General features: G+C 68.3%; 18 protein-coding genes and 3 pseudogenes. 7 read left to right on the top strand and 14 right to left on the bottom strand.

Annotation, left to right across the window (positions count from 1 at the left end):
- Nucleotides 1-110: 110 nt before the first annotated feature.
- The gene (locus ACWDV4_RS22050; protein WP_449981707.1) at nt 111-1,097 is read left to right on the top strand and encodes a hypothetical protein; all 987 of its coding nucleotides are present in this window, start codon (nt 111-113) and stop codon (nt 1,095-1,097) included.
- A gap of 1,641 nt (nt 1,098-2,738) precedes the next feature.
- Nucleotides 2,739-3,929 (top strand): annotated as a pseudogene (locus tag ACWDV4_RS22045) (chromosome partitioning protein); the annotation flags it as partial.
- A gap of 71 nt (nt 3,930-4,000) precedes the next feature.
- On the opposite strand, the gene ACWDV4_RS22040 reads toward ACWDV4_RS22045, so the two are convergent.
- The 5 genes from ACWDV4_RS22040 to ACWDV4_RS22020 form a co-directional block, all read right to left on the bottom strand.
- Nucleotides 4,001-4,216, bottom strand: coding sequence for a hypothetical protein (locus ACWDV4_RS22040; RefSeq protein WP_449981705.1), 216 nt, complete (start codon nt 4,214-4,216; stop codon nt 4,001-4,003).
- Between the two features lie 69 nt (nt 4,217-4,285).
- Nucleotides 4,286-4,477, bottom strand: coding sequence for a hypothetical protein (locus ACWDV4_RS22035; RefSeq protein ID WP_449981703.1), 192 nt, complete (start codon nt 4,475-4,477; stop codon nt 4,286-4,288).
- Between the two features lie 30 nt (nt 4,478-4,507).
- Nucleotides 4,508-4,936, bottom strand: coding sequence for a DUF3151 domain-containing protein (locus tag ACWDV4_RS22030; RefSeq protein ID WP_449981701.1), 429 nt, complete (start codon nt 4,934-4,936; stop codon nt 4,508-4,510).
- A 208-nt stretch (nt 4,937-5,144) separates the two neighbouring features.
- Nucleotides 5,145-6,170, bottom strand: a complete 1,026-nt coding sequence (gene fbaA / locus ACWDV4_RS22025) for a class II fructose-bisphosphate aldolase (RefSeq protein ID WP_449981699.1) — start codon at nt 6,168-6,170, stop codon at nt 5,145-5,147.
- Nucleotides 6,171-6,299: 129 nt separating this feature from the next.
- Nucleotides 6,300-6,683 carry a phage holin family protein gene (locus ACWDV4_RS22020; RefSeq protein ID WP_449981698.1) on the bottom strand — a complete coding sequence of 128 codons (384 nt, stop codon included), beginning with the start codon at nt 6,681-6,683 and terminating at the stop codon, nt 6,300-6,302.
- Nucleotides 6,684-6,907: 224 nt separating this feature from the next.
- Between ACWDV4_RS22020 and ACWDV4_RS22015 the strand changes: the two genes are divergently transcribed.
- The 5 genes and pseudogenes from ACWDV4_RS22015 to ACWDV4_RS21995 form a co-directional block, all read left to right on the top strand.
- Complete coding sequence (locus tag ACWDV4_RS22015) at nt 6,908-7,117, top strand: hypothetical protein (protein ID WP_449981696.1); 210 nt, start codon at nt 6,908-6,910, stop codon at nt 7,115-7,117.
- Nucleotides 7,118-7,294: 177 nt separating this feature from the next.
- Nucleotides 7,295-8,692, top strand: a complete 1,398-nt coding sequence (locus tag ACWDV4_RS22010; protein ID WP_449981694.1) for an LPXTG cell wall anchor domain-containing protein — start codon at nt 7,295-7,297, stop codon at nt 8,690-8,692.
- 151 nt (nt 8,693-8,843) lie between these two features.
- The gene (locus tag ACWDV4_RS22005; protein WP_449981692.1) at nt 8,844-10,340 is read left to right on the top strand and encodes a 3' terminal RNA ribose 2'-O-methyltransferase Hen1; all 1,497 of its coding nucleotides are present in this window, start codon (nt 8,844-8,846) and stop codon (nt 10,338-10,340) included.
- Nucleotides 10,337-12,883: a polynucleotide kinase-phosphatase gene (locus ACWDV4_RS22000; RefSeq protein WP_449981690.1), complete on the top strand. Its 2,547-nt coding sequence runs from the start codon at nt 10,337-10,339 to the stop codon at nt 12,881-12,883. The genes ACWDV4_RS22005 and ACWDV4_RS22000 overlap by 4 nt, the downstream gene beginning before the upstream one ends.
- Nucleotides 12,884-13,030: 147 nt before the next feature.
- A pseudogene (locus ACWDV4_RS21995) lies at nt 13,031-13,738 on the top strand (DedA family protein); the annotation flags it as partial.
- 656 nt (nt 13,739-14,394) lie between these two features.
- On the opposite strand, the gene ACWDV4_RS21990 reads toward ACWDV4_RS21995, so the two are convergent.
- The 9 genes and pseudogenes from ACWDV4_RS21990 to ACWDV4_RS21950 all read right to left on the bottom strand — a co-directional run bounded on the left by ACWDV4_RS21990 (nt 14,395) and on the right by ACWDV4_RS21950 (nt 21,468).
- Nucleotides 14,395-14,772 carry an ArsR/SmtB family transcription factor gene (locus ACWDV4_RS21990; RefSeq protein WP_007073957.1) on the bottom strand — a complete coding sequence of 126 codons (378 nt, stop codon included), beginning with the start codon at nt 14,770-14,772 and terminating at the stop codon, nt 14,395-14,397.
- Nucleotides 14,773-14,829: 57 nt separating this feature from the next.
- Nucleotides 14,830-15,369: an orotate phosphoribosyltransferase gene (gene pyrE / locus ACWDV4_RS21985; protein WP_449981727.1), complete on the bottom strand. Its 540-nt coding sequence runs from the start codon at nt 15,367-15,369 to the stop codon at nt 14,830-14,832.
- A gap of 189 nt (nt 15,370-15,558) precedes the next feature.
- Nucleotides 15,559-16,410, bottom strand: coding sequence for an SDR family NAD(P)-dependent oxidoreductase (locus ACWDV4_RS21980; protein ID WP_449981688.1), 852 nt, complete (start codon nt 16,408-16,410; stop codon nt 15,559-15,561).
- A 114-nt stretch (nt 16,411-16,524) separates the two neighbouring features.
- Complete coding sequence (locus ACWDV4_RS21975) at nt 16,525-17,232, bottom strand: hypothetical protein (protein WP_449981686.1); 708 nt, start codon at nt 17,230-17,232, stop codon at nt 16,525-16,527.
- Nucleotides 17,233-17,372: 140 nt separating this feature from the next.
- Nucleotides 17,373-17,640: pseudogene (locus ACWDV4_RS21970) on the bottom strand (spermine/spermidine synthase domain-containing protein); the annotation flags it as partial.
- 159 nt (nt 17,641-17,799) lie between these two features.
- The gene (locus tag ACWDV4_RS21965; protein ID WP_449981684.1) at nt 17,800-18,510 is read right to left on the bottom strand and encodes a hypothetical protein; all 711 of its coding nucleotides are present in this window, start codon (nt 18,508-18,510) and stop codon (nt 17,800-17,802) included.
- Between the two features lie 140 nt (nt 18,511-18,650).
- Nucleotides 18,651-20,234, bottom strand: a complete 1,584-nt coding sequence (locus ACWDV4_RS21960) for a polyamine aminopropyltransferase (protein ID WP_449981682.1) — start codon at nt 20,232-20,234, stop codon at nt 18,651-18,653.
- On the bottom strand, nt 20,231-21,046 hold the full coding sequence (locus ACWDV4_RS21955) for a hypothetical protein (RefSeq protein ID WP_449981680.1): 816 nt from the start codon (nt 21,044-21,046) through the stop codon (nt 20,231-20,233). The genes ACWDV4_RS21960 and ACWDV4_RS21955 overlap by 4 nt, the downstream gene beginning before the upstream one ends.
- A complete protein-coding gene (locus tag ACWDV4_RS21950) occupies nt 21,046-21,468 on the bottom strand; it encodes a DUF350 domain-containing protein (protein ID WP_449981678.1) in 423 nt (140 codons plus the stop codon). The genes ACWDV4_RS21955 and ACWDV4_RS21950 overlap by 1 nt, the downstream gene beginning before the upstream one ends.
- Between the last annotated feature and the right edge of the window lie 43 nt (nt 21,469-21,511).

The following is a 21,511-nucleotide window of genomic DNA, read 5'->3' as shown; positions in this document are numbered from 1 at the left end:
CGGGGCCCGGGTGCCAGGTGGCGACCGCGCGGCGAGCCCGAGGGCCCAGATTAACAAGAAGTGACGACCCGGCCGGCAGAGGCCGTGGGAGAGACAGGAGGCCACCTCCCGTGTACGACGTGGTACTGCTCACCCTCGGGGCTGCTCCGGACGACCCGGGCGGCTGCGGCAGCGGCGACGGGTGCTGTGGCTCGAAGCGCGAAACGACCGGCAGCGAATGCGCGGACACGCCGCGCGTACCCGTCCTGGCCTGCGCAGATGCTCTCACCGCCCGGGGTGCCCGGGTGGAGACGATCACCGCCCGCTCGGATGCGGAGATCGACGTGGTGCTGGCCCGGCTCGACGGCCCGGTCCGCCCGGACGGCCTCAGCTGGCCGGACGGAGACAGCAAGACCAGGCTCGTGGTGGCTACCGCTAGTGACGGACAGTTACGGGCCGTAATGCGTCGGCTAGTCCGCCGGTACGCCCCACCGCCGAGCCGTCGCCCAGCCGACCTGGCCGGTAACCGGACCGTGCCGGATCTGCCGCCGATTGGCATCCTTCCGCTCGATCCGGCGCGCAGTACCGACCACCGGGACCTGGCCGGGCAGCTCGGACTGCCTCGCGACCCGGCGGAGGTCGCCGCCGCGGTACTCGACGGTCGGGTCCGTCGCCTCGACCTGTTGCGCAACGACGGTGGATCGGTGACCCTCGACGGCGCACTGCTCGGTGGTGCCGACGAGGCCGGTCGGCCGTTGCCCTGGCGGGGTCGGGTGGAGGTCGACGACGCGGTTCTGTCCGGCGGCGAAGATCCGATCCTGGCCTGTGCGGTGGGCAACGCCAACGGCTACGCCACTCTCGACCCGGTGCCCCTGCTCGTCGGGGCCGATCCGGCCAACGGCGTGATCGAGGTGGCGGTGGCCGTTCCGGTGACCACCCGGTCGCCGTTGGGTAAGAAGCGGGTACGCATCGAGGTACGGCGGGCCCGTGGGCGTGCTGTCGCCGTCACGCCTCGCGACGGCGCGCTCCCCTATCTCGACGATGGGGTCACTGGTGAACTGAACCGCAAACGATCATGGTGGATCGAGCCGGGCGCATGGGCGGTATTCGACCGTTGAGCTGCGACGCGGAGCTGCTCCGGGCCTCCGTTGCCCGGCTGATGCTGATCGATCGGCATATCCTCGGGCAGGAGGGGGAGGTGGACTGTAATGGACAACCATTCGGACCAAGGGCACGGGCCAGGTCAGATGCCTGCGGTGCCGCAGCGAGAGGTTGAGCCGTTCTGGCCGCCGGACGAGATCGGAACCGACCCATGGGACGGGGCGGACCAGGCAACCGCCAACTTCCGTCCGGGTCCGGATACCGGCGCGCCCGGACCAACCGCCCCACCGCCCGGGCCAGTCACGCCCCCGGGGCCGACCAACTATCCGGCAGCCCCCGGTATGCCCGGCCCCGCATGGTCCAACATGCCACCCGGTACGCCCTGGCCAGGCAACACACAAGGCCCAGCCCAGCCACCGGGGCCACCAAACCCGGCGCTCGGCGATCCCCCGACGCAGGCTTGGCCAGTAATCCGCAGCACCGATCCGTACCCGCCAGGCCTGCCAGGCCCACCGGGTCCGTCGGGTCCGCCTATGCCGCCGCAACCCCAGCCCTACGCTGGAAACGCGGGTCAGGCTCCCTACCCGGGTATGCCCGCCCCGGGCACGGTTGGTCAACCCACTCCCCAACACCCCAGCCCATTCGGTCCGATGGCCGGTACCAGACCGGTTTCCGGGGGCGGCATCGATCCATCGTCCGGAACTCCCGGTAGCGGGTTTGACCCGTCGGCTGGCAACCTCGGCCAGCGGGTGGTACCCCACCCCCGTTCGGAGAGCCCGGGCAGCCAGCCGAGGTACGACAGCGGCTCGATCCCGATCGCCGAAGTGGAACCACTGTCCACCGCCGCGTCAGCCACCAATCGAGCCGCCGATACCCCATCGGTCGACCTCAACCAGCCGTTCAGTATGGACGTACCACTGCGTAGTGAGGGCGACGCGACCGCCACCGATCACCCACTGGCTGGCCACTCCGCAGCCGAGGCAGATCAGTCCGACAAGCCAGGCGACGTGTCAGAGGAGCCGAACGACACCAGCCCTACCGACACCGAGTCTGCTGATGACGACTCACTCGACCCGGAACCTGGCGGCATCGAGTCACTCGACCTCCAGGTGACGGACAGCCCGGACGAGGGAGTCGGCACCCTGCCGCAGGCGACCCGATCGCCGTGGGCCCAACCACCGCAGCGACCGCTGGCGGATCCGTCAACGAGTCCGTATCGGGGCCGTGCCACGCCGCCGGGCTCGCCCCCGGCAAACCCGCTGCCGGGCGGAACGCCACCGGCACCGATGCCACCCGGCGGGGCAGCGCCGCCGGCTGGCCCCCAACCGCCAGTTGGGCCGCAGCCGCCGTACCCGGGTTTCTCGCCGTCAGCCCCATCTGCGGGATTCCCGGCTCCCCTGCCGACACCGCAGTCCGGCGTCCCGGCTCCCTCCCCACAGCCGGGCTTTCCGAGACAACCGCCGCAGCCGGGCTTTCCGGGACAGCCTCCGCAGCCGGGCTTCCCACACCCGGGCTTCCCAGGTCAGCCGCCAGGAGCCGCAGCAGCTCCGATGCCGCCCGCTGATCCGCGATACCCAGCCCCACCAGTCGATCCGCGATACCCAGCCCCACCAGTCGATCCGCGATACCCGGCCCCGCCCGTGGATCCGCGATACCCGGCCGCGCCCTCCTACCCGGCTCCGCAGGCGGGCGCACCGGGGCAGCCTGGCCCGTCGGCCCCGTGGCCACCACCAGGCGGTACGGCGGGACCAGTGCCGCCCGGCCCCGCAAGCGGTTCCTACGATCCCCGGGGCGAGGGGCACCCGGGAGTCACCCCGGTGCCGCAACATCCGTATCCGGCCGCACCCGGGGTGGTCCACCTGCCGACGCCACCACCACCTGCGGCCTATTCGGAGTCGGGCTGGTCGCCGGATCCGTCCGCGCCGACAGCGGAGGATTTCGCCCGCCGTCGGGCCGTCCGGCCGGCCGATCCGGTCGCCTCGATGGGCCTCCGGGCGGCGGTCAACAAGACCACCCTGGGGCTGATGCGACTCGCACCTGGACGCCAAGAGCAGGAGCTTCGGCACGACATCGAGATGGTGCGCCGCAACTTCGGTGGTCTACGTCAGGTGACGGTGGTCAACCCGAAGGGCGGCGCTGGCAAGACGGTGGCGATCCTGCTGCTGGCGATGACCTTCGGCCAGAAGCGCGGTGGCTACGTCCTGGCCTGGGACAACAACGAGACGCAGGGCACCCTTGGCATGCGGGCGCAGCAGGACTTCCACGCCCGCACCGTCCGGGACATGCTGCGCGACCTCGGCCAGTTCCAGGGCGCACACGGGCGGGTCGGTGACCTGTCGCAGTACGTTCGCTCGCAGGGCGAGGGAATGTTCGACGTACTCGCCTCCGACGAATCGGCCACCGGTGGCGAGATGCTGACGGCGAGCGCCTTCGCGGAGATCCGTGAAGTGGTCAGCCGGTTTTACAAGTTGATCTTCGTGGACACCGGCAACAACGTACGAGCCCAGAACTGGCAGGCCGCGATCGACGCGACCGACCAGCTCCTGGTGACCATGTCGGCCCGTAACGACTCCGCTGAGACCGCCGCCCGGATGCTGGATCACCTGGAACAGAGTGGCCGACAGCGGCTGGTTCGGCAGGCAGTGACGGTGGTGTCGATGCCGCCGTCACGTAAGGAGATCGACCTGCCCGCGATCGAGCAGCACTTCGCCGCCCGGACCAGGGCGGTGTTGCTGGCCCCGTACGAGCGTCTGATCGACACCGGCGAGCCGCTCCGGTACGGGCAGCTCTCCTCCGCGACCCGGGAGGCGTGGCTGAAGATCGCGGCGGCGGTGGCCGAAGGTCTGTAGCGACCCGAGCCCCGCCCACGCCCCTGGTATTCGAACTCGGGATGTTGGGCGGGGCCCGGCTACTGCCCGGGTCAGTAGATCGGGTCAGCCGCGTTGTAATGACCGAGCCGCACTTCCACCGTGGAGGGCTGGTCGGTGTGCACCGAAGCACACAGCCGGTACGGGTGGAGCAGCCAGCCGGTGGGGCGGCAGGCGATGGCGGGCTCAGGGGTGAACTCGTACCAGATGAGTTGCCAGCCCTCGGTGTGCTCAAGATGCAGGCCGAGCCGGCGTACCAGATCCCGCACCGGCACACCGTCCTGGCCGCGATCGTGAACCGCCGATCGCAGTCGCGGCCGGACGGGGCGCAGAGCAGGTCATCGCCGACCGCCCAGAGTCCGACACCGGCCAGCCAGCCAGTCGTCGACGGTCGGAGACGTGGCGTAAGCGCCGAACTCGACGGTGCCGAACGACCACCCGGCGACCCCGCCGGTCAGCACCGCTCCGACGGTCAGGCCGAACCGCCGGGACCGGCCGAGCAGCGCCCAGACGATCGGGAAGACCAGCACCAGCGGGATGATCCCGGGTGGAGTAAGACGTCAGGTGCTGGAGAGCGCGTCGCCGGCAGCCGGGTCGCAGTCGCGCAGGAACTGGGCGCACCGAGCCGCCTCGTCCGACTCGCCGATCTCGCCGGCCGCCCGGGACAGAACATGCAGGCAGCGCAGGAAGCCCTGGTTCGGGCCGTGGGCCCAGGGCACCGGGCCGTGCCCCTTCCAGCCGCTACGGCGCAACTGGTCCAGCCCTCGGTGATAGCCGGTACGCGCGAAGGCGTACGCGGGGACGACCTGACCGGACTCGAAGGCGCGGGCAGCCAGCATCGACCAGGCCGCGCTGAAGGTCGGGAAGCGCGCCGCGACCGAGGAGTACGCCTCGTCCGTGTTCGTCTCCTGAGCTTCGGCGAGGGCCGCCTCGGCGGCAACGTCTCCGGGTAGGAGCGTGGCGGGCGGTTCGGGCAACAGGTTATGCATCGGACCATTCAACCTGGCCCGGTGCCCCGGCCAGCGAGTGGGGGTGACCGGCACAGCGGCAAGGTATTCGTCAACGTGGCCAACCAACCGGGAAGGACTGCCCTGGACGGGAACGGCCGGCTCCCCGAGAACGGGAACGACCAGCCCCCTGAACGGGAACGGCCGGCTCCCCGGGCGGGGAGCCGGCCGTCGTGACAGTTGGCGAAGCTCAGATGCCGATCTTGGTGCCGGTCGAGCGCAGGTGCTCGCAGGCCTCGACGACCCGCTGGGCCATGCCGGCCTCGGCGGCCTTGCCCCAGACCCGGGGGTCGTACATCTTCTTGTTGCCGACCTCGCCGTCGACCTTGAGTACGCCGTCGTAGTTGCGGAACATGTGGTCCGCGACCGGCCGGCTGAAGCAGTACTGGGTGTCGGTGTCGATGTTCATCTTCACCACGCCGTAGTCCAGCGCCTCGCGGATCTCCGACAGCAGCGAGCCGGAGCCGCCGTGGAAGACCAGGCTGAGCGGCTTGTCCTGACCGTACTTGGCGGCGACGGCGTCCTGGATCTCCTTGAGGATCTCCGGGCGCAGCTTGACGTTGCCGGGCTTGTAGACGCCGTGCACGTTGCCGAAGGTCAGCGCCGCCATGTAACGGCCCTTCTCGCCGAGGCCGAGCACCTCGACCATCTGCAGACCGTCGGAGATGGTGGTGTAGAGCTTGTCGTTGATGGCGTTTTCGACGCCGTCCTCCTCACCACCGACCACGCCGACCTCGATCTCCAGGACGATCTTGGCCTGGGCCGCGTCGGCCAGCAGCCCGGCGGCGATCTCCAGGTTCTCCGCGACCGGTACGGCCGAGCCGTCCCACATGTGCGACTGGAACAGCGGTTCCTCGCCGCGAGCCACCCGCTCCTTGGAGATCTGCATCAGCGGCCGGACGAACTTGTCCAGCTTGTCCTTGGGGCAGTGGTCGGTGTGCAGGGCGATGTTGACCGGGTAGTTCTTGGCCACCTCGCGGGCGTACGCCGCGAACGCCGCCGCGCCGGTGACCATGTCCTTGACGCCCGGGCCGGAGAGGTATTCAGCACCACCGGTGGAGACCTGAATGATGCCGTCGCTCTCCGCGTCGGCGAACCCCTGCAGGGCGGCATTGAGGGTCTGCGAGGACGTTACGTTGATTGCGGGATACGCGAACCGGCCAGCCTTGGCGCGGTCGAGCATCTCGGCGTAGACCTCGGGGGAAGCGATGGGCATGACAAACGCTCCTTACTAACCACTCCCGGCCAGGACGGCCGCTGTCTCTCATGGGTGCGCCGGACCGCGCTGTCCTTCGCGGGAAGTATCCCGTAGCGCGGCAATGTCAACGCAACCGACCCGATCGGCTCAGTCCTGATCCGCCGAGTCGGGGATCACGAGACTGATCAACCAGCTGACCACCGCCACCACGATGGCTCCCCAGAACGCCGCCCAGAAGCCGTCCACCTTGAATGGAAGGTCGAAGATGCTGGCGATCCAGTCCGTCAGCAGGAAGAGCAGCGCATTGACGACCAGTGCGAACAGGCCCAGGGTGAGAAGGTAGAACACGCAACCAACCACCCGGATGACCGGCTTCAGCACGGCGTTGACGATGCCAAAGATCAGCGCCACGGCGAGCAGGGTCAGCGCGTTGACCCCGGCCGACCGGCCGCTCACCGTGATGCCAGGCACCACCAGAGTGGTGATCCACAACGCGATCGCGGTGACCACCAGCCGGATCAGGAACGCCATTCTCCCATCTTGTCACTCCCACTGGCCTGCGGTAACCCATTCCCGCCACTGATCCACCCCGGATCGCCGGTTCGGCGTTTGCCACCACCGGCAGTTGGGCAGGAGTCTGCGGGTACGGACAACGGTGAGTTGCGGCTACCTACGGTGACAGCAGCCCGTACGGTGAGAAATGCCCAGGTGGCGGCGTGTCCGACGCGGCCCGGCGGACCGGATAGGAGGCGATGATGGCTCAGCCTGGCGAGGAGTTCGCCCCCAGTGACCACCTCTCCCCGGAGGAGCGGGATCCGGAGGCGTCGGCGGACGACGTCGTCGAGCAGGCGACCATCGCCGACCCGGCCGAGGAGGAGCCGGAGATACACCGGGGTCTCGAGGTCACCGAGTGGGACGCCCTGGAGCAGGCCCGAGTGATCGGCCCGGAGGACGACTACCGCTAGAAGGCCCACCGCACTAACGCCTCCAGATGTCCACATCGGGTGGACGGGATCACCGCTCGAAAACGTTGCGGTTTGACGGCCGTCTCTGCACTGGATCCCGGAACGGGACAGCGGTGCGTGTAGATCAGCGCTACGCTCCGCTGGCTTTAGCGAATCCCCACCCGGAGGAACCCCTTGATGCGGAACAAAACGGTCCGGCGGCTGCTCGCCGGCCTCGGTGTCGCGGGCGCATTCGTCGCCGCCGCAAGCCCGGTATCGGCGCAAGCCTCGGACGTAGAACTAAGCGTCTACTTCTCCAACACCACCGTTGCCGTCGGCAGCACGGGCAAGGTCGACTATCCGATCGTCTTCAGCTCCGCCCCGGTAGTCGTGTACGACATCACGGTGCAATACGACCTCACCGACCTCGTCGGAAAGGTGGAGATCTCCGAGGAGTCGACATCCGACGATTGCACCTCACCCTCGCCCAACGTCCTCGTCTGTAGCGATCCGTTCGGGTTGCCGGTCAACCAGAATGGCATAGGCGCAGGTTTCCCCATCGCCATCGTCCCCACCAGCGGTGCGCAGATTGGCGACGAGGGCAATCTCGAGGTGAGCTTCAGCGCGGCCGGCTATCCCGCCGTCACCAGCAACGCCACCATCCGGGTCGGTGAGGGTGTCGACCTCGCGGCCGGGCCGGAGACGACTGTCACCGCCGCACCCGGCGACAGCTTCACCAGCCCTCTCGTCGTCCGCAACATCGGCACGACGACGGCCACGGGCGTGAGTGTGCTTTTCGATAACGACCATGCGATCCAGCCCATCGGGCGATACAGCAACTGTCTCTACCAGGGCGATCGACTAAAAGCCTGTCATTTCACGACGTCGATGAGTCCGGGCGGTACCTACACCGCGACCCTGCCCTACGTGCTCGGTGTGGACGCCTACGCCCCGGGCCGGACGTCGGGATACAGCAAGCTGATGACGCGAGCAGAGTTCGACGACTTCGCGGCATACCTGCAGCGCCGTTCGGTTTCGCTCGGTGAGCCCGGCACCGAGGGCGAACTCGCCCTGACCGAGATTTCTGGTGTCCGCACCCAGGACGACCAGGCCGACACCGATCCGACCAACGCGTGGAGCGGCTTCGAGATCACGGTCACCGGCGTGAACGGTACGGACCTTTACGCGATCGGGGACAGCGTGACCGGCAACGTCGGTGATGTAGTCACCGCGACCGTGGGGTTCGGCAACAACGGTCCGGCTTCGCTCGACTACACCCGGCCCGGCTCGGTGGTCACCAAGATCGACGTGAACGTACCCGCCGGAACGACCGCAGTCAGCGTGCCCGACTCGTGCCTGCCCCGTGACGGCTCCGGCATCCCGGGCAAGCCGGGTATGCCCAGCTACCGGTGCTACCCCGGCTCGTTCTCAAAGGTCGGGGAGCAGCACATCGTCGAGTTGGGGCTACGTATCGACAGCGTCATCCCCAACGCGGCCGGCAAGGTCACGATCAACGCCATATGCCAGTGCGAAGGCTTCGTCAACGATCTCGACCCGAGCAACGACATGGTGCAACTGCTGGTCAACGCGAGCTAGCCGGTCGGACGGCGACGGCGGACCCGGTTCGTCGCCTGATCGATTCCTGTCGCAGCGCCCCGCCGACCGTCGTCCGGTCGGCGGGGCACTCCGCGTAGGGCCCACATAATGCGGGCGACCGATCGAGGTCTCGACTGTCATCATTGCCAGCGTGCTGATCACCGTCTCCACCACGCACCGCCCGGCGACCGACCTGGGCTACCTGCTGGTCAAGCACCCGGACCGAGCGCACTCGTTCGAGGTGCCCACCGGTACGGCCCATGTGCTCTATCCGGAGGCGTCCGAGACCCGCTGCACCGCGGCGCTACTGCTCGACGTCGACCCGCTGCGGCTGACCGCCGCGCGTGGCAAGGGCAACGGCCGGGGTACGACCCCGGAGGGCTTCACCCTCGGCCAGTACGTCAACGACCGGCCGTACGCGGCATCCAGCCTGCTCGCCTCGGCGCTGAACAAGGTGTTCCGGTCCGCCCTGCGCGGTGCCTCGAAGGACCGGCCGGAGTTGGCCGCCACCCCGATTCCGTTGGAGATCGGCATTCCGGTGCTGCGTTGCCGGGGCGGCGCGGAACTCGCCGACCGCCTCTTCACCCCGTTGGGCTGGACGGTGACCGCCACCGTGGTACCGCTCGACGACCAGCACCCCGAGTGGGGCGACAGCCGGTACGTCGACCTCACCCTGACCGGCACCGTACGACTCGCCGACGCGCTCAACCATCTCTACGTCCTGCTCCCCGTGTTGGATGACGCCAAGCACTACTGGGTCGCTCCGGACGAGATCGACAAGCTGCTCCGAGCTGGTGACGGGTGGCTCGCCCAGCATCCCGAGCGAAACCTGATCATCCGGCGTTACCTGGCCCATCGGCGTTCCCTGGCTGGCAAGGCACTTGGCCGGCTCGCCGAACTCCAGTCGGCCGAGATCCGACTCAGCGACGACCCGGTGGAGCCGGACAGCATCGACCCCGGTACCCCGGATGAGACCAGCCCAGCCAAGCGGCAGCCCCTGGCGGTGCAGCGGCGGGCAGCCGTACTGGCGGCGCTGACGGAAAGCGGCGCGACCCGGGTGCTCGACCTGGGCTGCGGCCCGGGGGCGCTGCTGGCCGATTTGATCCGCGACCGGCGCTACACCGAAATCGTCGGCACCGACGTGTCGTCCGTGACGCTGGCGATAGCCGAGCGCCGGCTGCGGCTGGAGCGACTGCCGCAGCGGCAACGCGACCGGATCAAGCTGTGGCAGTCGGCCCTGACCTACCGCGACGACCGGCTACGCGGCTTCGACGCCGCCGTGCTGATGGAGGTCGTCGAGCACGTCGACCCGCCGAGACTGCCGGCCCTGGCCGGTACCGTGTTCGGCCACGCCCAGCCGACCACGGTGATCGTGACGACGCCCAACGTGGAATACAACGTGCGATACGAGGGCCTGGCCCCGGGGGCGATGCGGCACGCCGACCACCGCTTCGAATGGACCCGGGCGCAGTTCGCTGCCTGGGCCGACGAGGTCGGCCGGACGTACGGCTACCAGGTGTCGATCAGTGGGGTGGGCGACGACGACCCCGAGGTTGGCTGCCCCACCCAACTCGCCGTGTTCACCCGCGGTGTCGCGAGCAGCCCGACGGCGAGTGGTACCGACGAGCGTGGAAAGGAAGCACTGTGACCAGCATCGACATCCCCGAACTGGCGCTGGTTGCCCTGGTCGGCATCTCCGGGTCGGGCAAGTCCACCTTCGCCGGCCGGCACTTCGGCCCGACCCAGGTGCTTTCCTCCGACGCCTTCCGGGCGATGGTCGCCGACGACGAGAACGACCAGTCCGCGTCGGCGGAGGCGTTCGACGCACTGCACTACATCGCCGGCAAGCGGCTGCGGGCCGGGCGGCTGACCGTCGTGGACGCCACCAACCTGCAGCCGCACGCGCGTGCCGGGCTGGTGAAGGTGGCCCGCGAGCACGACGTACTGCCGGTGGCGATCGTGCTCGACGTGCCCGAGCCGCTGTGCTGGGAGCGTACGCAGGCCCGGCCGGACCGGACCTTCGGCCGCCAGGTGCTCGGCCGGATGCGTCGTGACCTGCAACGCTCGGTCGCCCGGCTGGGGCGGGAGGGCTTCCGCAAGGTGCACGTGCTGCGCGGCGTCGAGGAGATCGACGCGGTCGAGATCCGCTACGAGAAGCTGTTCAACGACCGGAAGGAGCTGACCGGCCCGTTCGACATCATCGGTGACGTGCACGGCTGCCGGGCCGAGTTGGAGGCGCTGCTGGTCCGGCTGGGCTGGACCCTGCACACCGACGCCGACGGGCGGCCGGTGAACGCGACCCACCCGGAGGGCCGTACCGCCGTCTTCGTCGGTGACCTGGTGGACCGGGGTCCGGACTCGCCGGGCGTACTCCGGTTGGTGATGGGGATGGTCGCGGCCGGCAACGCGCTCTGCGTGCCGGGTAACCACGAGCAGAAGCTGCTCCGCCGGCTGCGCGGCCGCAACGTCACCGTCTCACACGGGCTGGCCGAGACGCTGGCCCAACTGGAAGCCGAGGACCCGACCTTCGTCGCCGAGGCCGCCACCTTCATCGACGGCCTGGTCAGCCACTACCTGCTGGACGAGGGCCGGCTGGTGGTCGCGCACGCCGGGCTCAAGGAGGAATACCAGGGTCGGGCCTCCGGCCGGGTACGGGCGTTCGCGCTGTTCGGGGAGACCACCGGCGAGACCGACGAGTACGGCCTGCCGGTGCGCTACCCGTGGGCGCGCGACTACCGAGGCTCGGCGATGGTGGTGTACGGGCACACCCCCACCCCGACGCCGGAGTGGGTGAACAACACCATCTGCATCGACACCGGATGCGTCTTCGGCGGAACGCTAACCGCCCTGCGCTACCCGGAGCGCGACCTCGTCTCAGTCCCGGCCGCCAAGGAGTACTACGCACCGGCCCGACCGTTGGTGCCGGTGACCACCGACCCGGTACGGCAGGACGGGGTGCTCGACCTGGCCGACGTGACCGGACGGCGGCACCTCGACTACGGCTACGGCACGGTGACGGTCGCGGCGGAGCAGTCGGCTGCGGCGCTGGAGGTGATGAGCCGCTTCTCGGTGGATCCGCGCTGGCTGCCGTGGCTACCGCCGACGATGGCACCGTGTTCGACCTCGACGGTCGACGGGTTCCTGGAGCACCCGACCCAGGCGTTCGCCGACTACCGGGCGGCTGGCGTGCAGCGGGTGGTCTGCGAGGAGAAGCACATGGGCTCCCGCGCGGTGGTGCTGGTCTGCCGGGACGACACCGTCGACTTCGCCGGCGGCGGCCCGGTTCCGGGTGGCGGGGTGGTCTACACCCGTACCGGTCGCCCGTTCTTTGGTGAGCCGCTGGACGCTGAGCTGCTGTCCCGGGTCCGGGCTGCCGTCACCACCGCCGGTCTGTGGGCGGAGTTGGACACCGACTGGCTGCTGCTCGACTGCGAGTTGCTGCCCTGGTCGGCCAAGGCGATGGGTCTGATCCGGGGGCAGTACGCCAGCGTCGGCGCGGCGGGACGGTCCGCGCTGCCTCCGGTGCTCGATGTACTGGGCCGGGCGGCCGACCGTGGCCTGCCAATGGCGGAGCTACGGGACCGGATGGCCCGGCGGTTTGCCGACGTGACCGCTTACAGCACCGCATACCGGGCATACGTGGCACCTACCGATGGCCTGGCCGGGGTGACGCTGGCTCCGTTCGCCGTCCTAGCCAGCGCGGGCGCGTCCCACGCCGGGAAGGACCACGGCTGGCATCTCGCCGTGGCCGACCGGCTACACGCTGCCGACCCCACCCTGTTCACGGTGACCCGACGCCAAGTGGTGGACCTCACCGACGAAACAGCGGTGGCTGCGGCGACAGAATGGTGGTTGGAGCTGACTGCGGCCGGCGGTGAGGGCATGGTGGTCAAGCCGTACGCGGGCCTGGCCGCCGCCGACGGGCAGGGACGGCTGCTCCAACCCGGGGTGAAGTGTCGTGGCCGGGAGTACCTGCGGATCATCTACGGACCGGAGTACACCGAACCGCAACAGCTCGCCGCGCTGCGACACCGGTCGCTGGGGCGGAAACGGGGCTTGGCGCTGCGTGAGCACGGGCTCGGTCTGGCGGCCCTTGACCGGCTCGCGGACGGGGCACCGCTGTGGCGTCGACACGAGTTGGTCTTCGCCATCCTCGCCTGCGAGTCGGAGGCGGTCGATCCACGCCTGTAGAGGGGGTGTGACGTCGCGCACCGGGGGTATCGGGAGGCCGCCTAGACTTGCCATTCGTGCCCGTCGCCGGTGGCGGGCAGAGACCATGCCACCGGCATCATGGGGATGAAAGCCGACACCTGACCGAAACACATCGGAGGTCACCTCGTGCCGACGCCCACCGCCACCCTGGCCCTGGGGCCTGATTTCCTGGATCCGGAGTGGTTGATCTCAACCTTCGGGCTACTCGGCATCCTGGTCATCGTCTTCGCTGAATCCGGCCTGCTGATCGGGTTCTTCCTGCCGGGCGACTCGCTGCTGTTCACCACCGGCCTGCTCACCGCCGACGGGCGGTACATCACCTACCCGTTGTGGCTGGTGTGTCTGCTGATCACGATCGCGGCGATCGCCGGTGACCAGGTGGGTTACCTGTTCGGGCGGAAAGTTGGGCCGGCGCTGTTCCGACGGCCCAACTCGAAGCTCTTCAAGCAGGAGAACCTGCTCAAGGCGCATGAGTTCTTCGAGAAGTACGGTGCCCGCTCAATCGTTCTGGCCCGCTTCGTGCCCATCGTCCGGACCTTCACGCCGATCGTGGCCGGCGTGAGCCGGATGAACTACAAGACGTTCGTGGTCTACAACGTCATCGGCGGTGTCCTCTGGGGCACCGGCGTCACGGTGCTCGGCTACTTCCTCGGCCAGATCCCGTTCGTCAAGGCCAACATCGAGTTCATCCTGGTCGCGATCGTGTTCATCTCGGTCATCCCGATTCTCATCGAGCTGCTCCGGGCCCGGATGGGCGCGAAGCAGGGCACCAGCCCGGAGGAGAAGGCCGCCGCCGAGCAGGCGATCCAGGAGACCCAGCAGCACTACAGCCAGCAGCAGGCGTACGGCCAGCAGGCGGTCTACGGCTCGCAGCCGGTGTACGGGCAGCAGTCCTCGTACGACGCGCAGCCGTCGTACGGCCAGCAGCAGGCACCGTACGGCCAGCAGCAACCCTCGTACGGGCAGCAGCAGAACAGCCAGCAGGCACCGTACGGCCAGCAGGAGCAGCCCTCGTACGGCCAGCAGGCACCGTACGGGCAGCAGCAGGAGCCCTCATACGGCCAGCCCTCGTACGGGCAGCAGGGACACGGGCAGCAGCAGGCACCGTACGGGCAGCGCCCCTACGGGCAGTAGGACAGCTTCCGCAAAAGCGAACGGCCGTCACGGCCGAACCGGGTACCGCCGGTTCGACCGTGACGGCCGCGCACAGACAAGCCAATCACCCTTAGGGGTGATCGGAATTACAATGACCGGAACGGGACTCACACCCGCCAATCCGGCCGGGGCCACGAAGAGGCCGGGATCAACGTTGAATACCGATCCCGAGCAGTGACCCGCGCCGATACTCTCACCGCGATACGTGAACAGCATGGTTCACGTTCGTCGATCTCAGGTGTGGCGCATGCACATATACCAGGTGTGCTCGATCACACCTGGTTGAACGTCTGGTGCCGCCCTGATCGGGGCGGCACCAGACGGCACAGCCTGATTCAGCGGGCCTTCTTGGTCGCCCGCTTACGCGGCGGGGTCAGCAGGTCGGCGATGGTCGCGATCGCCGTCGGCACCAGCCGGTAGTAGGCCCACACACCACGCTTCTCCCGCTCCAGCAGGCCGGCCTCAGTGAGGATCCGGAGGTGGTGGCTGACCGTCGGCTGCGAGAGGCCAAGCGGCGCGGTGAGGTCACACACGCACGCTTCGCCCTCGGGCGCCGACTGGATCAGACTGAGCAGCCGGAGCCGAGCGGGATCGGCGAGGGCCTTGAGAACCCCCGCGAGACGCTCGGCATCGGCACGTTCGATTGGCTCGCCGGCAAGCGGCGAGATCTGAGGCATAGTCATTTCAGCCAATGCAGTTCCCACGTATTCCATCCTTCCACCAGCAGCATCGACCCGCCTGCATATCAGCAGATCCGAATCGGCAAACTTTTAGGCCACAAGGCCGAGGTCAGCCAACGTAAAGGCCGCTCGGTATGGCAGTCCGGTCGCTCGCACCGCGTCGCCCGCGCCACGATCAACAATAACCGCAACGCCCACGACTTCGGCCCCGGCCTCTCGTAACGCCTCAACCGCGGTCAACACACTGCCGCCCGTTGTCGAGGTATCTTCCACCGCCAGTACCCGACGTCCGGCCACATTCGGGCCTTCGATCCGACGCTGCAATCCGTGCGTCTTCTCAGTTTTTCGTACCACGAAGGCGTCCAGTCCGCCCTGCGCCGCCGCCGCAGCGTGCAGCATGGACACAGCTATCGGATCGGCGCCCAGGGTCAGCCCACCAACCGCGTCGTACTCCCAGTCCGAGGTGAGGTCGAGGAGTACCCGACCCACCAATGGTGCCGCCGCGTGATGGAGCGTCACTCGACGCAGATCGACGTACCAGTCGGCCTCCCGACCCGAGGACAACACTACCCGTCCATGGACAACGGCAAGGTCAGTGATGAATTTACGCAGGTCGTCGTGGTCCCCCATGGCGGACAAGGGTACTGCTCGTTCCTGATGACCGAACGGTTGACCCGGCTGGATACGACCGGACGTGACCTTGGCGGCAGCCAAGATGACCTTGCATCGTTACTCTCCGTATTAGACAGGCGGTCAAAGCCGCGCCGTCGGCATCCCCTTGACGCGCGCCCGGCAGCGGCCCTCGACACCCCGGTCCGCTCAGCCTTCCTCGCGACCGAGCCGTCCTCGACCCTTTCGACCAACCGCCTGCACCAGCCCTCTCGGCGTGTGCCGCAGGGCGACGACGGCCAGCTTGTACTTCCAGTCCGGGACACTGACCACTTTGCCTTTGCGCAGGTCACGCAGGGCGTCGCGGACCACAGCGTCGGCCTCCAGCCACATCCACTCGGGTGTCTTGGACATGTTGATGCCCGCCCGGTCGTGGAACTCCGTACGGGTGTAGCCAGGGCAGAGCGCCATCACCCGTACGCCGAACGGACGTACCGAATGGGCCATCGATTCACTGAAATTGGTCACCCAGGCCTTGCTTGCCGGGTAGGTTGAGCCAGGCATCAGGGCCGCAAAGCCAGCAACGGAAGAGACATTTATCACTGCCCCTCGGCGGCGATCGGTCATGCCGGGCAGCGCGGCCAGGGTCAACCGCATGACCGAGTGGATGTTGAGACGGAGCAACCGGGCTTCGTCGGCCACGGTCGACCGCAGGAACGGTCGGTTGAGGCTGATCCCCGCATTGTTGACCAGCAGGTCGACCGGCTGCCGAAGTCGTTCCTCAACCGCTGCGCAGCCCTCGTCAGTGGAGAGATCCGCCGACAGCACCTCCACCGGTACGCCGTACCGGTCGGTCAGCTCGGCGGCGGATGCGGCTAGACGCTGCTCGTCCCGGGCGACCAGGAGCAGGTGATAGCCCTCGGCAGCGAGTCTTCGGGCGAACGCCGCACCGATTCCGGCGGTGGCACCCGTGACGACGGCTCGTTGCGCACCAACGGCCGGTGTGCCATTGGGTCGGGCCGGGTCGGACTCAGCAGGACGAGGATCAGGTGCAGTGGACACGGACACTCCTCACATCGATGGCTATGGCAGTGACACCAAACGAAGGATCCCCCCGGTCGGTTCCGTTGAGGAACCGACCGGGGGGATCCGCAGCAAATCTCTACTTCACCGTGATCAGCTCGCGGGCGGGGCGGGCGGGTACGGCGGGTTACCCGGTCCGGGCGGGCTGGCCGGTGGGTACTGCGGGTACGACTGGGGGTAGCCGGGGTAGGTCCCGCCCGGCAACGGCGGCTCCCAGCCGGGCACCTGCGGCTTGCGGAAGAACTCGTTGGCCGCCGGCAGGGCCAGCAGAATCAGTGCCACCAACAGTGCGATCAGCGTAATCAGGTTGATCGCTATGGTGCCCGGGTTGTACCAACCCGGCAGCGCCTCGTCGAGCATGCGCTGAAGCTCAGCCGGATCCGGCTCGGTGGTGCTACCGCTCGTCATGTCCGAGGTCAGCGCGTTACTGGCCGCCGTCCCCAACAGTCCGAAGCCGGCGCAGCAGGCGAAAATGCCGCCGACTACCCAGGTCGCGATGCGCGATCCGTTCTTGCCCATGTTGTTGAAGATGGCCAGCAGCACCAGCCCGATCGCGGCCAGCAGGTTGACGATCCCACCGCCGACCACGCCTGCGATGGCGATGGTGTTGCCCATATCGGCCATCTCCGTGCCGGCGTACGCCTCGTCGTAGACCTCGGTGATGGTGCCCAGCACCGAGAACGACATGATGAGCCCCAGCACCTGCAACCCGGCGACCAGGAACAGCAGGTAACTGGAGACAGTGACAACTCCCGGACGCCGCCTCGCCGTCGGCGTGGCCGGGTTCATCGGATCCGACACGGTGCTCCTTTCCCACGACCAGCCCATCGACGGACCGCGTCCAACCATTCGTCTTAAGAGTTTGGTCAATCACCGTACCCGCACCTGACCAGCGTGCTACGGAAGAAGGCTCGGCTGTTGTCGGATCGACACCCTGGGTGTCAGCAGCGACGCCACTCGTCTCGGGCGTACTCCAGCACCCGGGGATGCAGCGGGGTCGAGGGCGGTACGTCGACACGGGTCGTGCACCAAAACGAGCGAGACGCGAAGTACGGCGAACCGGACTGAACCACCAACCTTGCCCCGGGAGCCAGCACCGCCCGGACCAGGGCATAGAACTCCACCGAATAGAGCTTGGCGGGTGGCCGTCTCATCCGGGTCCGACAGGTCCACGATCACGGCGTCGAAACGCTCGCGTACCTCCCGCAGCTACGGCTCATCCCGAGCGGCGGAACGAGGGTCGGGCGTTGTGGACATGGACACTCCTCAGGTCGATAACGGTGGCGCGAAACGAAGAGATCCCCCCGGTGGGCTCCGCAACGGGAACCTACTCGGGGGGATCTACACGGGGTGTCTACTTCCCCGTGGTCAGCTCGCGGGCGGTGCCGGCGGATACGGTGGGTTACCCGGCCCCGGCGGGCTGGTCGGCGGGTACTGCGGGTACGACTGGGGGTAGCCGGGGTAGGTCCCGCCCGGCAGCGGCGGCTCCCAGCCGGGCCCCTGCGGCTTGCGGAAGAACTCGTTGGCCGCTGGCAGGGCCAGCAGGATCAACGCCACCAACAATGCGATCAGCGTGAACAGGCTGGTCGCCAGGGTGACCGGTTCGTACCAACCAGGCAGTGCCTCGTCGAGCATGCGCTGGATCTCGGCCGGGTCCGGCTCGGTGGTGCTGTCCGTCTCCATGCTCAGCGAGCTACCGGCCACCGTCCCCAGCAGTCCGAAGCCGGAGCAACAGACAAAGATGCCGCCGATGACCCAGGTCGCGATCCGCGATCCGTTCTTGCCCATGTTGTTGAAGATGGCCAAGAGCACCAGCACCACGGCAATGATCAGGCTGATGATCGATCCAATGATCGCCCCAGCGGTGGTGAAGGTGGAGAGCGAGTCTGACATACCCGCCAGGTCGGTGTCGGCGTACGCCTGCTCATAGACATCGTTCATGGTGTCCAGCACCAGGAACGACGTGATGAGCGCCAGCACCTGCAACCCGGCAACCAGGAACAGCAGAAGACTGGAGATGGTGACGACTCCCGGGCGCTGCCTCGCTGGCGGCGTGGCCGGGTTCATCGCATCCGACACGGTGCTCCTTTCCCACGACCAGCCCATCGACGGACCGCGTCCAAACATTCGTCTTACGAGTTTGGTCAATCACCGTACCCGCACCTGACCAGCGTGCTACGGAAGAAGGCTCGGCTGTTGTCGGATCGACACCCTGGGTGTCAGTAGCTACGCCACTCGTCTCGGGCGTACTCCAGCACCCGGGGATGCAGCAGGGTCGAGGAGGGTACGTCGACTCGGGCCCGGTCCGGCGGAAAGTGCCCGGCGAGCTGGAGCGTGCCAGCGTCGAGATAGCGCAACGGTGGCGCGTCGGCGGGCAGTTCGAGCACCGGAGGGGTCGGCCCGGCGGTGGCGAGCAGGAACCCCCAGTCGCCGAAGGACGGCACGTCCACGTGGTACGGCACGGTGGCGAAACCGGCCTCCCGGATCGACGCCTCGATACACCAGAACGACCGAGGCGCGAAGTACGGCGAGCCGGACTGGACCACCATCCGCGCCTCGGGGGCCAGTACCGCCCGGACCAGCGCGTAGAACTCCACCGAGTAGAGCTTGGCGGTGGCGGTCTCGTCCGGGTCCGGCAGGTCCACGATGACGGCGTCGAAGCGTTCACGCACCTCCCGCAGCCAGCCGAAGGCGTCGGTGTGCACCAGGTGTACCCGGGGGTCGTCGAAGGCGCTCCGGTTGAGGTCCCGCAGCTGCGGCTCGCGCCGGGCCAGCGCCACCACCGCCGGGTCCAGCTCGACCACGGTCACCGAGGTGACGTCGGGATAGCGCAACACCTCCCGTACGGCCAGCCCGTCCCCGCCGCCGAGCACCAGCACCGAGCCGCGTGTCCCGCGCAGCGCCGGGTGCACCAGCGCCTCGTGGTAGCGGTATTCGTCGACCGAGCTGAACTGAAGATCGCCGTTGAGGTAGAGCCGCAGGTCGGTGACGCCCTGGGAGACGAGCGGCACCGACCGGGTCAGCACGATGTCCTGGTACTGGCTGCGCTCGGCGTGCACCACCGGGTCGCGGTAGAGCTGCTGGCGCGCGGTCACCTCGAAGTCGTCCGCCACCACGTAGGCGTACCCGAGGCAGAGCCCGACCGCGACGGAGCCGGCGGCGAGTCCGATGCGCGCCCGACGGCTCACGTCGCGGCGGAAGACGGTGAAGACCAGCACCACTCCGGCCAGCGCGTTCACCGCGCCGACGACGAGCGCGCCGCGCAGCTGACCGAAGACCGGCATGAGCAGGAACGGGAAGGCCAAGCCACCGAGGAGCGCGCCCACGTAGTCAGCGGCGAAGAGGTCCGCCACCGCGCTGCCGGCGGACTGCTCGCGGATCTTCTGCAACAACACCATCAGCAGCGGGATCTCCGCGCCGATCAGCAGGCCGAGGATGAACGCGGTCGCCACCAGGGCGGGCGCGTAGAGGTCGAGCCAGGCGAAGGCGGCGTAGAGACCGAGTACGGAGAGCCCGCCGAGCAGGGCGAGAATGAGTTCGACTGCAGCGAATGCACTGGCCGCCCAGGGCTGCAATGGTTTGGCGGCCAACGCGCCGATGCCCATCGCGAAGACCATCACGCCGAGCACGATGGAGGCCTGCCCGACGGTGTCGCCGATCAGGTAACTGCCGAGCGCGACCAGGGCCAGTTCGTAGACCAGGCCACAGGCGGCGCAGACGAAGACCGCGAGAAGCACTGAGGCCCGGGCCAGCCGCCAACGCGGGACGGCCCGGGGTTCGGAGGGAACAGTGGTAGTGCTCATGACTTCCGTTTGTTCTGGGTACGAGTGCCGGTGTGGGGCTTACCGACGGGGTTGACGTGCGGCTGGTTCCCGTGCCGGCTGCGCTGCACCAGCCCGATGATGATCAGCAGGGCGCTGACCAGCAGGAAGGCCACCGCGCCAAGCAGGTACGCCCAGCGGTCCCGGAGGAAGTCGCTGCCCGCGTCCGGCAGGGGGGTCGGTGCCGGCGAGGCACCCGCCTGATCCGGGGCAGCCGTTTCCTGCGGCACCGGCGGGGCCAGTTCCTGCTCCGCCGCCAGCAGCGGCAGGAAGACCGCGGCCCGGGCGGTTGCCCAGCCCGGATCGTCGATGAACACGTCGTCGTCGAGGCCGAGCCGTTCCAAGCCGACCTCGAAGCCGACGGTCGAAAGATCGTCCGAGCTGTCCACCCAGATCGAGGCGTAGTCCTCTGACTCGCTGCTCTCCGAGGTGTAGGTCACGACTGCCCGGACTCTGATCCAGCGGGGGCAGCGGACCGGGTCCTTGTCGACCGGTACGTTGTCGCCGAGGTTGGAGCCGACGCTGACCACGTCGCTGCTGTCGCCCTCGACGAGCCGCCAGCCGTAGCAGATGTTCTGCGCCTTGCTGGCCCGCTCCAGGATCGCGACCGTGTCGGCGCGTTCGGTGGCGGTCGGGGGCGGCACCTTCAGGCTGTCGTCGTCCCCGATCAGCGGGACCAGTACAAAGAGGGCGGCGGTAACGGCCAACGTAACGGCGAGCGCCCAGGCTGTGACCTTTGCGTCTCCCTTCTTGGCCGACGATGTGGGCTTCGCCGGTCGCTTCGTCGTCGCCATCAACTGATCGCCGCGGCGACGACCGCACCGGCGGCGAGGTGGATGACCGCGGAGACCCAGACCGCCGGGTGCGGTTCCGGGTCGACCAGGATCTCCCCCAGCCGGCCCGGGGTGGCCAGGTCCAGCAGCAGGAAGGCGGCGGCCATGATGAGCAGGCCGAGGATGCCGTACGCGGCGCAGCCGATGATCCCGGTGACGAAGTCGTCCTCGCTGCTGACGATGGCGGCGACCACGATGATGCCGACGCCGAGCAGGTTGGAGGCGAGCAACAGGGCGGCGTTGCGGTTCCGGTCGACCCAGATCAGTTCGTGTAGTCGGCCGGGGGTGGCGACGTCCACCAGGACGTAGCCGATCCCCATCAGTACGATGCCGACCACACCGTAGGCGAGGGTCAACAGCAGATCGGTGACGAGGGTCATCAAGGTGGGCTCCTGAGGGGTGAGGGGTGGGGGCTACCGGGCTGCG

The organism is Micromonospora sp. NPDC003197 (genome assembly GCF_053590565.1).
Note: the sequence above shows the minus strand (reverse complement) of the source record. Positions and strands in the feature narration are given on the sequence as shown.